This window comes from Mesorhizobium sp. BR1-1-2 (genome assembly GCF_020165435.1).
Classification (GTDB): Bacteria; Pseudomonadota; Alphaproteobacteria; order Rhizobiales; family Rhizobiaceae; genus Mesorhizobium.
Genome location: NZ_JAIUID010000004.1, coordinates 352,494 through 364,783, shown reverse-complemented (window position 1 = coordinate 364,783; position 12,290 = coordinate 352,494). Strand labels below are relative to the sequence as shown.

At 62.7% G+C, this 12,290-nt stretch carries 12 protein-coding genes and 1 tRNA gene; 7 read left to right on the top strand and 6 right to left on the bottom strand.

Annotated elements, in window-relative coordinates:
* The first annotated feature begins 331 nt into the window (after positions 1-331).
* Positions 332-1,384, top strand: coding sequence for a threonine aldolase family protein (locus LB551_RS11410; protein ID WP_140549596.1), 1,053 nt, complete (start codon positions 332-334; stop codon positions 1,382-1,384).
* A gap of 74 nt (positions 1,385-1,458) precedes the next feature.
* On the opposite strand, the gene LB551_RS11405 is transcribed toward LB551_RS11410, so the two are convergent.
* The gene (locus LB551_RS11405) at positions 1,459-1,926 is read right to left on the bottom strand and encodes an Hsp20 family protein (RefSeq protein WP_140496288.1); all 468 of its coding nucleotides are present in this window, start codon (positions 1,924-1,926) and stop codon (positions 1,459-1,461) included.
* A gap of 471 nt (positions 1,927-2,397) precedes the next feature.
* On the opposite strand from LB551_RS11405, the gene LB551_RS11400 reads away from it, so the two are divergent.
* Positions 2,398-3,378, top strand: coding sequence for an alpha/beta fold hydrolase (locus tag LB551_RS11400; protein ID WP_140549595.1), 981 nt, complete (start codon positions 2,398-2,400; stop codon positions 3,376-3,378).
* 292 nt (positions 3,379-3,670) lie between these two features.
* The gene (locus tag LB551_RS11395) at positions 3,671-4,114 is read left to right on the top strand and encodes a hypothetical protein (RefSeq protein ID WP_224659212.1); all 444 of its coding nucleotides are present in this window, start codon (positions 3,671-3,673) and stop codon (positions 4,112-4,114) included.
* Positions 4,115-4,157: 43 nt separating this feature from the next.
* On the opposite strand, the gene hisN is transcribed toward LB551_RS11395, so the two are convergent.
* Together hisN and LB551_RS11385 are read right to left on the bottom strand one after the other, a co-directional pair.
* Positions 4,158-4,931: a histidinol-phosphatase gene (gene hisN, locus LB551_RS11390; RefSeq protein WP_140513691.1), complete on the bottom strand. Its 774-nt coding sequence runs from the start codon at positions 4,929-4,931 to the stop codon at positions 4,158-4,160.
* A gap of 384 nt (positions 4,932-5,315) precedes the next feature.
* Positions 5,316-6,257 carry an N-formylglutamate amidohydrolase gene (locus tag LB551_RS11385; protein ID WP_224659211.1) on the bottom strand — a complete coding sequence of 314 codons (942 nt, stop codon included), beginning with the start codon at positions 6,255-6,257 and terminating at the stop codon, positions 5,316-5,318.
* A 164-nt stretch (positions 6,258-6,421) separates the two neighbouring features.
* On the opposite strand from LB551_RS11385, the gene cpdR reads away from it, so the two are divergent.
* Entirely contained in the window at positions 6,422-6,784 is a 363-nt protein-coding gene (cpdR, locus tag LB551_RS11380) for a cell cycle two-component system response regulator CpdR (protein ID WP_006199474.1), read from the top strand.
* Between the two features lie 116 nt (positions 6,785-6,900).
* Positions 6,901-6,975 (top strand) — tRNA-Val (locus tag LB551_RS11375).
* 1,249 nt (positions 6,976-8,224) lie between these two features.
* Here the strand turns inward: LB551_RS11375 and LB551_RS11370 are convergent.
* Complete coding sequence (locus LB551_RS11370; RefSeq protein ID WP_224623972.1) at positions 8,225-8,689, bottom strand: hypothetical protein; 465 nt, start codon at positions 8,687-8,689, stop codon at positions 8,225-8,227.
* Positions 8,690-8,749: 60 nt separating this feature from the next.
* On the opposite strand from LB551_RS11370, the gene LB551_RS11365 reads away from it, so the two are divergent.
* Both LB551_RS11365 and LB551_RS11360 read left to right on the top strand, forming a co-directional pair.
* Positions 8,750-9,037, top strand: a complete 288-nt coding sequence (locus tag LB551_RS11365) for a hypothetical protein (RefSeq protein ID WP_224659210.1) — start codon at positions 8,750-8,752, stop codon at positions 9,035-9,037.
* Positions 9,038-9,284: 247 nt separating this feature from the next.
* Entirely contained in the window at positions 9,285-10,520 is a 1,236-nt protein-coding gene (locus tag LB551_RS11360) for an MFS transporter (protein ID WP_224659209.1), read from the top strand.
* On the opposite strand, the gene LB551_RS11355 is transcribed toward LB551_RS11360, so the two are convergent.
* Both LB551_RS11355 and LB551_RS11350 read right to left on the bottom strand, forming a co-directional pair.
* The gene (locus LB551_RS11355; RefSeq protein ID WP_140496297.1) at positions 10,507-11,352 is read right to left on the bottom strand and encodes an EamA family transporter; all 846 of its coding nucleotides are present in this window, start codon (positions 11,350-11,352) and stop codon (positions 10,507-10,509) included. The genes LB551_RS11360 and LB551_RS11355 overlap by 14 nt on opposite strands.
* Positions 11,353-11,359: 7 nt before the next feature.
* Positions 11,360-12,268, bottom strand: a complete 909-nt coding sequence (locus tag LB551_RS11350; protein WP_224659208.1) for an endonuclease/exonuclease/phosphatase family protein — start codon at positions 12,266-12,268, stop codon at positions 11,360-11,362.
* Positions 12,269-12,290: the final 22 nt, after the last annotated feature.

The window sequence follows — 12,290 nt, the reverse complement described above, 5'->3', positions numbered from 1 at the left end:
AGGCCAGAGCACGGCCGTCCACCTGTCGCTCGCGGCAAAAGCCGGAGAGGCTTAGAATACGCCAATCCAGCCTGTTTTGCGCGACAAAATAAGACAGCACTACTGTCCTAAATTTTTATGGCAGAAAAGCCGGGCGCATACAAGACCGATTCACAAAAAACTTCGGCGTTCCGCGACACAAAGTTTCGTGAGATGTCCGCCAAACGCAAGCTTCGGTCCCTGCTGGTTTTCGGCAGCTCGCTGGCTTTACCCGTTTTCTGGCGTCTGGCCCTTGCGAGCCAGCCATGAAACCGGTCAAGGTTGCAGCGATTTTCCCAGCACAGGCAGATGCATGTTCTTCGCTTCCGACAATTGGGCAGGCGCCCACCCCAACATCGCCTCCGGCCTCTCGGCCCACGCCGGCGGCTTTTCCACCGCCTATGGCGATGGCGCGCTCGACCAGGCGGTCTCCCAGCGCTTCAGCGAAATCTTCGAACGCGAAGTTGCGGTGTTCTTCGTGGCCACCGGCACCGCCGCCAATTCGCTGGCGCTGACCGCCTACAACAAGCCCGGCGGCATTTCCTTCGCTCATCGCGAATCGCATGTCATCGAAGATGAGTGCGGCGCACCGGAATATTTCTCAGGCGGCTCGCGGCTGCATGCCGTCGACGGCGCGCTGGGCCGGATCGATCCGCACAATCTGGAAACGGCGATCGGCCGTTTCGCCGGCGAGGTGGTCCATTGGGGCCGGCCTATGGCGGTCTCGATTACCCAGTCGACGGAGGTCGGCACGGTCTACGGCCTGCATGACATCGCCGCGATCTCGGCCATCGCCCGGCAACATTCCGTGCCATTGCATATGGACGGCGCCCGCTTTGCCAATGCACTGGTCGCGCTCGACACCACGCCCGCCGAAATGACCTGGAAAAGTGGCGTCGATATCCTGTCTTTCGGCGGCACCAAGAACGGCTGCTGGTGCGCGGAGGCGATCGTGCTGTTCGATCTCGACCGGGCCCGGGAATTGGCCTTCCTGCGCAAGCGCGCTGCCCAGCTGTTTTCCAAATCGCGCTTTATCGCGGCACAGTTCGAGGCCTATTTCCGCGACGGCCTGTGGCTCGACACCGCCAGGCATGCCAATGCCATGGCTGCCCGCCTTGCCGCGGCGATCGAGGATTCCCAGACGGCGAAACTGGCCTGGCTGCCGCAAGCGAACGAGGTTTTCGCGGTGATGAAAAAAGCCGAAGCGGACAGGCTTCAGGCGGCGGGTGCTGTTTTCTTCGACTGGCACAAGCCACATGGCTTCGAAGGCCATATCGGCGAGGACGAATTGCTCTATCGCTTCGTCACCAGTTTTGCGACGACGTCGGAGGAAGTCGACCGCTTTGGCCAGTTGATCGCAGGATAATTGCTATTCCCGGCAAATTAAAAAGAAGCGGCGCCTTTCGGCGCCGCTTCCCGTCTCGGGAGGAGACTTAGAAATTACGCAGCGGTCTTGGCCTCGATCTGCTTGGCCTTGGCCGGAGCCGAAGTGATCGCGATCTTGCGCGGCTTCAGTTCCTCGGGGATGTTGCGCTTCAGGTCGACGAAGAGCAGGCCGTTCTTCAGCGTGGCGCCCACGACTTCGACGTGGTCGGCAAGCTGGAAGCGGCGCTCGAAAGCCCTGGAGGCAATGCCGCGATAGAGCAGTTCGGAACCCTCGCCGGTGCCCTCATCCTTGCGCTCGCCTTTCACGGTCAGCACATTGCGGTGGGCCTCGATCGAGATCTCCTCGTCCGAGAAGCCGGCGACAGCCATCGAGATGCGGTAGGCATCCTCACCGGTGCGCTCGATATTGTAGGGCGGATAGGTCTGCGCGCCATCAGGCTGCGCAAGCGAGTCGAGCATGGTGAAGAGACGGTCGAAGCCGACGGTCGAACGATAGAGCGGGGAAAAATCAACGTGACGCATAGTGTGTTCTCCTGTTGAGCAACAAGGTTTGCGTTTGGCCGGTGCGAAACCCGTGAGCGGCGTTCCGGTTTGACCAGCGACCCCGACATTGGCGGCCGCAATCCACATTTGGGGAGCGGGCAAAGCCATTTCAAGATTTTGGCTCCCGGCAAAAAATCGAGGATGAACGGCAGATGAACCGGCGCTTTTGCGCGCGTTCAGACAGCCGCCGCTAGACTGCTCTCGACATCAAGGACAAGCGGCGCCGGATTTGCATGGACCGGGCGCCGCGACGAGGCCGAACCGGGTGCAACGTCCCTTCCTCCCGGATCGACAGGGGCCGGAAGTCCGCGCATAGCGGCTTCCGGCCTTCCCTGCTGCCGATCCGATGCCTCCCGGAATTCCTTTGCTTTTCGCCCCTGGACGGCTATCAACCTTGGCGAGGCCGGCCACGAAAGGCAGGCATGCGAGACGCCGAGCACGAAGCGCCGAATGACGGATCTCCTTTTTCACGAAACTCCCCTTTTTCATGAAACTGAGGGCAACCCGCGACCGGAAAATGCCACTGGCGGCTTTTTCACCGCACGCGACGGCAAGAAGATACGCTATGGCCTGTTCGCCGCGGTCGCCCGCCCGATGAAGGGCACCGTGGTGCTGCTGTCCGGTCGCAACGAGTGCATCGAGAAATATTTCGAAACCATCCGCGATCTTGCGGCACGCGGGTTCGGCGTCGCCACGCTGGACTGGCGCGGCCAAGGCGGCTCCGACCGGCTGATCCGCGATCGCCAGCGCGGCTATATCAGGTCCTTTCGCGACTACACCGCCGACCTTGAACAATTCTTCGAGGAGATCGTGCTGCCGGACTGCCGCGGGCCGTACTACATCCTTGCCCATTCGGCCGGCGCCGTGATCACGCTGCTTGCTTCGCCGTCCATGGTCAACCGCGTGCGGCGCATGGTGCTGATCGCGCCGTTCTTCACCTTGCCCGACCTGCCGGTCTCGATCCGGACGGTCCGCCGTGTCTGTTCACTGTTTTGTGCCCTGGGCCTTGGCCGGCTCTACGCCGCCTGGGGGCCGCGGCCGAAGGTGACCGCTCCCTTCGACACCAACAAGGTGACGACGGATCCGGAACGCTACCGGCGCAACACCAGGATCTACGAGGATCACCCGCAACTGGCGCTTGGCGGCCCGACGATCCGCTGGCTGAGAGCGGCTGCCGAAGCCGCGGAAGTGGTAAGCGATCCCGAATTCATGGCCCGCATCCGGGTCCCCCTGCTGGTCATCGCCGCCGGTGCCGATCAGGTCGTCTCGACCAAGGCCGTGGAAGCCTATGCCAGGCGTCTGCGCCTCGGCTCGCTGCTCATGATCGACGGCGCGCGTCACGAGATCCTGCAGGAGGCCGACATCTACCGCGAGCAATTCCTCGCCGCCTTCGACGCCTTCATTCCTGGCAGCGACGACCCGACGGCCTGATGGCGTGTATTGCCGAGCCGGTTCCGGCGCCGGCTCGTGCCTGGCGGGCGAAACTCCATGATCCGATTGGTAGCCCCGCTATCCGCTGACAACGCCCGTTCCCGGCACCCCCGCGTCTTGCACGATCTATGTCGGACGATGATCGCGCCGACGCCTCGGCAGTTTTAACGGCTACGCATGCTTCTCAATTCGGCCGTTCGACCGGAGGCAGCTCGACGCCCAGTTCCCGTTCAGGCGCCGGGCGCTAGTTACCGTCCGCAGAGGTCAGTCGACGGGATCGGGAGGAGCGGTCATGAACACATCGGACACGCTGCCACGCCAGGGCCATCGCCTGCTGCAGCTCGGCATCGCCCTCCTGCTGTTTTCCTCATTCGAAGGGTTCGCCATCCCATACCTCGCCGCACCGCGGCTCGGGCTGTCGGTTCACACGCTCAGCGCCTTGCAGGGCGTCCTGCTGCTGGCGCTGGGTCTCGTCTGGTCCAGGCTCAATCTCGACGTCGCGATGTCGCGGATTGCGTTCTGGCTCCTGATCTATTCAGCCCTGGCCATCTTGGCCGCCTATGTGATGGCCAGCCTCTGGGGGGCCGGCAACGAGACGATGCCGCTGGCGGCAGGAGCCGCCCATGGAAGCGCCTTTCAGGAATACGCGATCAAAAGCATCGCCTATTCGTCCGCGCCGACCGGCCTTATCGCTTTCGCGCTCATTCTATGGGGCCTGCGTCTCTCAGACGCCTAAGGCCTGCACCAATCGGACAAAGTGGTCCTTGAGCACCGGATGCTCAGCCGCGCAGGGCCGCCATCGCTGCCGCATGAAGCTCGGGCGTCGCCGCCGCCAATATGTCGCCGCCATTCTCGGCCGGCCCGCCGTCGAAGGTGGTGACCACGCCGCCCGCCTTCTCGATGATCGGGATCAGCGCCACGATGTCATAGGGCTTCAGTCCGGGATCGGCGACGATGTCGACGCTTCCCGCGGCAACCATGGCGAAGGCGTAGCAGTCGGTGCCATAGCGAGCGAGTTGCACCTGCCTCTCGAACTGGTCGTAGCGCAGCCGCGCCTCGCCCTTGAACAGCGCCGGCGTCGTGGTGAACAGCGTTGCCTCAGCAAGGCTCGTCGTCTTGCGTGTGACCAGTTTGCGCGGCCCGCCCGGGCCCTCATAATGGGAGCCGGAGGCGTTGGCGTAGAAGAGCTCGCCGGTGAAGGGCTGCGACATCAATCCGGCAACGGCATCGCCCTCCACCGTCAATCCGACCAGCGTCCCCCACACCGGCAGGCCGGAGATGAAGGCGCGCGTGCCGTCGATCGGATCGATTACCCAGACATGCCTGCTGGAAATATTCTCGCTTCCATGTTCCTCGCCGAGAATGCCATGGTCCGGATATTGCGCCGATATCAGCGCCCGGATGGCACGCTCGGCTTCGCGATCGGCTTCGGTGACCGGATCGAAGCTGCCCTTTTCCTTGTTGGCGACCGCACCCTGGCTGCGGAAGCGCGGCAAGGTTTCCGCCGCCGCCGCCTGCGCGATGCGGCGCATGAAATCGATGCTGATGTCCAACTGATTCTCCCGCATTGCAGCATGCCCGAGCCCACGTGTGCCGCCAGTTCCGCGCCAAGACAAGGGTGTTCGAGGATTTTTCGCCGCGCCGACTGTTGCCGGAATAACACGACAGCGCCACCGAAACGCAATTTCCACATCACTCTGAATTAAAAAGGCCGGTAGGTCGCTTGACATTTGTGCAGCGCACCATACCCTTGATCTCGGACAGGGTTTCCTGTCCATGCCCTCCTTGGGCGTTTCCTCCCTAGACTTCGACCGTATCGTGCGAACGATGCGGTCTTTTTTTCGCCGCCAATTCCAATCCCCCACCAATCCCGCTCCATATCGCCCGAGATTATGCGGCGGCTGGGGGATGGCGCCAAATAATGAAACAGGCTCTGTTCACTCCGCGGCCAGCGGCAGATCCATGAAATGGTGGTCGGGCATGGCCATCAGGTCGGCCGAAAATCGCGCCAGGTCGTCGGCCAGTGCGTCGAAGCCCGCCGCTTTCTCGAATGTCCGCTCGTTCATATAGAGCCCGCGATTGACCTCGATCTGCAGCGCATGGAGATGGCGCGCCGGGCGACCGTAGTGTTCGGTGATGAAGCCGCCGGCATAGGGCTTGTTGTGGGCGACGGTATAGCCCATGGCGTTGAGCAGGCCGATTGCGGTCTCGGTCAATGCCGCAGTGGCTGAGATGCCGAAGCGGTCTCCGATGATGAAATCGGGCCGCAGGCCGCTGTCGCCGACGCGGATGCTCGCCGGCATCGAGTGACAGTCGATCAGCACCGCAAAGCCGAAACGCGCGTGGGTTCGCGTCAACAGCCGTTTCAGCGTCTCATGATAGGGTTTGTAGACGGCCTCTATGCGGGCAACCGCTTCGGCCAGCGGCAGGCGGCCGGAATAGATGTCGAGGCCTTCACCGACCAGCTTCGGAACGGTGCCGAGCCCGCCGGCCACGCGCGCGGAACGGATGTTGCAGAAGGACGGCACCGGCTCGGCGAACATGCGCGGATCGAGTTCCCACGGCTCGCGGTTGACGTCGAGATAGGCACGCGGGAAATTTGCCGCGAGCATCGGCGCGCCAAGCGTCACCGCGCCGCCGAACAGCTCGTCGACATAGCAGTCCTCGGACCGGCGAATGGCGTTGCGGTCGAGCCTCGCCATGGCGAGGAAGCGCTCCGGATAGTGGCGCCCGCTGTGGGGTGAGTTGAAGAGGAAGGGGACGCGCTGCTCGGCGCCCGACCGGATTTCGAAGGGGGGAACGACCGAAAAATCCTCGGCTGCCGTCTTCAATTTGAACGAACCCGAAAACGCCAATGCATCATAGGATGAAAGTGCCACCTTGAGGGCCGCATGTCCAGCATTTCGGCGCCGGCACCGCCTTTACCAATGCGGATTATGCCGCGCCTCGTTCACTTGATGTTTACCCTCGCCTCCTCATATACAGGATGGTTAACGGCCCTGCCTTTCGGCAGAATCCGGGCGGGTGATTCGGACGGGATATCATGGCACGCATTCTTCTGGCGGAAGACGACGACGATATGCGTCGCTTCCTCGTCAAGGCGCTGGAGCGCGCCGGTTACCAGGTCAGCGATTTCGACAACGGCGCCAGTGCCTATGAGCGGCTGCGCGAGGAACCGTTCTCGCTGCTTTTGACCGATATCGTCATGCCTGAGATGGACGGCATCGAGCTGGCCCGCCGCGCCACCGAGATCGATCCCGACCTCAAGGTCATGTTCATCACGGGTTTCGCCGCCGTTGCGCTGAACCCGGATTCCAAGGCGCCGAAAGACGCCAAGGTGCTGTCGAAGCCGTTCCATCTGCGCGACCTCGTCAACGAGGTCGAGAAGATGCTGCAGGCGGCCTGAGCCGTTTTTGCCCAGGGCATCGGCGACTATCGGCCGGTGCGGCAAAACGGAGCCTTCTTTCCTTTTTCCTGCTATTGACGCGCCGGATCAAAAATGGTGTATGCGCGGCTTCGGATGGGCGTGTAGCTCAGCGGGAGAGCACTGCATTGACATTGCAGGGGTCACAGGTTCAATCCCTGTCACGCCCACCATCCTTTCAAAGACTTAGCTTCTTGTGCCGATTGCACGGAAACGGCACAAAACGCCCGCTGAGCTCCTGAATAGTGCCCTTCAGTATTCCGGTGCGGCCGATCCGTGACAGCCTGTGTGTTGCGCCCGATATGGCGGGGGTCAAGAAAAAGCCGAACGGGACAACCAGCGCCGTGAGAGTTAGGCGGCATGCTTCCCTCCGCCCTCCGTCGACTCAATAGCTCCGTCTCGGCTCGCGCCGGGGCGGGCTTTCTGCGTTTTGGACATCTACCTCCAATTGCCGACCGAATCGCTCTTTCGGGTGACTTTCTTAAAGGAGTGAACTGTTCGAATCTGGAGTCTCTCTAAGCGGGAGGAACGGATGGGCAGCGATTTCGAGGCCGCACGACGACACCTGAAGCGCGCGCGTCAGTGCCTTCATGGGGATGACCAGGCGAGCAGAGAAACGGTTGAGAGAATCGATGAGATGATCATAGCCCTGGCCGCGGAGGAGTGCTCTTCGTTTGGCTTTCTCTTCCCCTTCGGCCATCGAACGACGCGGAACTCTGAGGCCGCCTCGTCCAAGGCATAGCTCTGACTGCTGAAGGCAAACACTCGCGGTCCGTCGAAGGCCCGCTGGCTCCAGCCGGCCGGTTCTTCGAACTTGCCGGAGGCGGTTTCGTCTCGCTGGGTAAGGCTGTTTGTCATATAAGCGGAACCTGATATTCGGTGGCTGATTTCGGTGGCGGCAGCGTTCCCACACGCTGCCGGCCGACGTTCCGAACGGTGGTCGGGCCCGCATCGCCGCGCCAGTGGTGCGCGCCCACAAAGCGACATCCAGAACCAAGCCGCTGGCTTCGGCCGGGGGCTTGTTCATGGGTGTTGTCTTTGACGCGGAACAAACGTGCTGATTGCGAAGTTTGAAAGCCGGAAGCTTCGGGACGGCAACTCCGAAATTCCGCAGCCCACCTCGCTCCACGGCAATGGCTTCGAGGCGGGCCCGCTTCTGTGCCAGCAAGGCGGCCCACCGGTCGCTTACACCGATCCATCCTGTCGATAAGCCATGGAAAGCAAACGACCGTCTACGACTGAGGTGGGGAGCTTTCCGCCTATGTCCGGGGAATTGAAAATATCCGGCCGGGGCGGCATGAAGGTCGCCACGCTAGGCGTGCCACCGTTGCGCTGTAACGTCTGGATCGAGCGCGATACGCGACCTTCTGTAGACTTGATGAAAAGGCCGGAGCCGACAACCGCTCCGGCCCTGTTCCGTCGTTAGTCATTGCAGCTGTCGTCGGCCTTTGCCGCCGCGGTCTTGTCGCCATGCTGCTGCGCCTCGATATCCTGCTGCGATGTTGCGAGATTCTTGTCACCGCCGCCTTCCGCCCCAGCCAACGGCATTGTGCTGCCATCCTTGGCGGCCGGTTTGCCGGCACTATCCTTGGCCTTCGGAGTTTCCAAGGGCGCGTGGGTGCCGTCTTTCGAAATACCGGCGGTCTGTTGGGTGTCGGCGCCCGTGTTGGCAGCCGACTTGTCCGGACATGCCGCGATTGCAGAGCCCGCAGAAAACGACACCGCAAGCGCGATTACCATAGCCATTTTCATCATGCTCGTCCTTCTGTTTGAGTGCCCTGCGGGTGAAACTAACGGCGCTTTTCTTTGTTCCGGGCCGGGCCGTGTATCGTCGTCGACGCACCACAACCGGCACGTCGATGCCACGGCGACGGCGCCAAACTCCACGGAACCGTTCGCGGACTCCCTTGTTATGCGGCCGAAGGGACACTCACCAGGAGATGAATGATGAAACGACTTCTTCTCGCTTCCACCATAATGATTCTTTCCGGCGGCCTTGCCCTGGCGCAATCGACCAATACGACGTCGAGCGGATCCTCCTCCACGACGACAACGATGCCGACGGATCAGAAGACGGACTCGACCACGACCAAGTCGACCAACTCCAACTCCGCGAAGGATTGCGCACCGGGCCAACAGACAGGCAGCGCCAAGGAGGCAGCTCCCGGTCAGCAGGATACCAGCGCCAAGTCCGCGGCCCCTGGCCAGATGAAAACGACGACGGAAGGTTGCTGACCGCATTGCCGCCGATGTCTCGACTCGGGCTCCCAGGTGCTTCGCGTCAGTTGAAACCACCTGCTGGGCTGATGAAACTTCGGCCCGTCGGCTTCGGCCGGCGGGCTTTTTGTTTGTCCGTGCATGATCCGGAATGCGGCCGTGGACGCGGTGACCCCCCTACGCAAACGTGACCCGGTTCTCCGAAAAGTGACTGACGGTTGTTCGCCTGGACGCGATAACGTTCCTCGACATCAGGAGGAACGCCGTGAAGCTCAATTCGCAGCAGAAGAAAACCGTCCTTGCCTCATTCCTGGGCTGGACGCTCGACGCTTTCGATTTCTTCCTTCTGACATTCCTGCTCACCGATATTGCGTCTGAATTCCAGAGCGACGTCCCGGCGGTGTCAAAGGCGCTCTTCCTGACGCTTGCGACGCGCTTCATTGGCGCGTTCTTCTTCGGCAGGTTGGCAGACAAATTCGGGCGCAAGCCCATCCTGATGCTCAACATCGTCAGCTATTCCGTGATCGGCGCTTTGGCCGCCTTCTCGCCCAATCTCGGCATATTCCTGGCGCTGCGCGCCCTGTTCGGCATCGCCATGGGCGGCGAATGGGGACTTGGCTCCTCGCTTGCCATGGAATCCATCCCGCCCAGCGCCCGCGGCATGGTCTCGGGCATCCTGCAATGCGGTTATCCGGCCGGCTACCTCCTGGCGGCGGTCGTCTATGGCCTGCTCTATCACCAGACGATCGGCGGCTACACGATCGGCTGGCGCGCCATGTTCCTGCTCAGTTTCATCCCGGCCCTGATCGTCCTTTTCATCCGCTCGCATGTGCCGGAATCTCCGGCCTTCGTCGAGGCGCGGAAGACTGCGAGGCCCGGCATGCTGGAGACGCTGCAAAAGCACTGGGGCGTCGCCCTCTATGCGGTCGTGCTGATGATGTTCTTCAACTTCTTCAGCCACGGCACGCAGGATCTCTACCCGACATTCCTGAAGAAGCAGCATGGCTTCGATCCGCACACGGTGAGCTGGATCACCATCGTCGCCAACATCGGAGCCATCGTCGGCGGCCTGGCGTTCGGCGCGCTGTCCGAGAAGATCGGCCGCGTCAACGCGATCACGCTCGCCTGCCTGATCGCCTTGCCGTCCATCCCGCTATGGGCTTACAGTTCGACGCCCTTCATGCTGGCCATCGGCGCCTTCGTCATGCAGGTCGCGGTCCAGGGCGCCTGGGGCGTCATTCCGGTGCACCTCAACGAGCTCTCGCCCGGCGCGGTGCGCGCGACCCTGCCCGGCTTCATCTACCAGGCCGGCAATCTCGCGGCCTCCTATGGCGGTCCCTATCAGGCAGGCATAGCTGAGGCTCCCGGAGGCAGCTACGGCTACGCGCTGGCGCTGTTCGCAGGCGTGGTCGCCGTCTGCATCATCATCGTCATCCGCTTCAGTCCGGAACGGCGCGGCCAGGTGATGACCGTGCTGGACCACGACGTCAGCCGAGTCTGAGCGCCACGACGCCGGCGACGATGCTGAGGGCGGCGGCGCCGCGCCAGCCCGTCATTTTCTCGCCGAGCGCGAACACCGAGATTACCATGGCAAACAGGATGGAGGTCTCGCGCAGCGACGCCACCGAGGCGATCGGCGCCTTGGTCATCGCCCACATGACGATCCAGTAGGCAGCGCCGCTCAGCACGCCGGTGAACAGCCCCGCTTTCCAGTCCCGCGCCAGCACCGGCAAGGCCCGCGGTCCACGGAAGATCAGGCACAGCACCAGCGCTCCAAGCGCATCGCACACGAACAGCCAGGCGGCATAGCTCTGCGCCGTGGCCGCCAGCCGCGCCCCGCTACCATCGGACAGCGTGTAGCTGGCGATGAAGATCGAGGTCCCCAGCGCGAAGCCGACCGCGCGCAGGTTCAGTCGTTCCAGATGCGCGCCGCCGCGAAACGACATCACCAGCGTGCCGGCCGACAGCAAAAGGATACCCAGAATGGCGAGCGGCGCCGGCACTTCGGCGACCACGAACATACCGCCAAGCGCCGCCAGCAAGGGCGCGGTGCCGCGCGCCAGAGGATAGGTCTGGGCGAAGTCGCCAGCCTGGTAAGCGCCGATCAGGAAGGTCCGGTAGCCCATGTGGAAGACGACGGAGGCAATGATATAGAGCCAGACCTCCGCCCTCGGCACCTCGACGAAGGGAAGTGCGAAAAGCGCGGCAAATCCCATGCCAAGCGTCATCAGGGTGATCGACAGGAAGCGGTCGAGATGGACCTTGACCAGCGCATTCCAGATCGCGTGCATGGCGGCTGCGGCAAGCACCGCGAAGAAGACGAAAAGCGTCATTTGGGGCTCATCCGCCTCCGGGGCCGGCGGGCGTTTCGAGATCGATGTCGACCCTGACCGGAAAATGATCGGAAGCCACTTCGCCAATGTCCGAGCTGACCGAGCGCACCCGCCCGGCAAACAGGCCGCCGACGAAGCAATGATCGAGCCGGCGCTTTGCCAGCCTGCCGTCGATGATCTTCTCGTGCGTGTGAAAGTCATCCGCCGGTTCAATCGCTACGGCAGCGGCATCGACGAACCCATCCAGATAGGCGGCACCGCGATGATAGGGCGTGCTGCCGACGATGCGGCGGTATTCGGCGCTGCCCGGCTCCATGTTGAAATCGCCCATCCAGATCGCCGCCAGCGGGTTCTCCGGCTCGGGCTCGCCATTGCTCCAGTTGCGCGCCGGCTCGTCGTCGGCGCCGCTCCATGGCCCGCCATCGGAGGGCGCCCGGCGATGCTCGGCAAGCAGATAGTCGATCTGCTCCAGCCGTTCTTCAGCAGCGATATGGGCGAGATGCAATGAAAGCACCCGCACCGGACCCGCTGGCGTACGGATCATGCATTCGAGCGCCGCGTTGCGGGTGTTGAGCGGTCGCAGTGTGCGGCGCATCGGCAGCGCATGCAGCCGCGACCAGACGATCGGCAGCTTCGACAGCACCATGGTGCCGAACTGCCGGCGCCGGTTGATGATGCGGCCGTCACGCTGTTCGCTGGCATCCATGTCGAAGGCCGGGCCGTAGACCCAATGATAGCCCGGCAGCAGGCGCGAAAGCAGCTCCGGCTGGTCGTCGAAATTGCTGCGCCGCCAGTGCCGCTCGACCTCCTGCAAGGCGATGATATCGGCGCCGGCAACAATGCGCGCGGCGCGCGCCGGATCGTAGAGGCCGTCGCTGCCGAACCCGTATTGGATATTGTAGCTGACCAGCTTCATTGCTTATCCGGCTCAGTTTGGT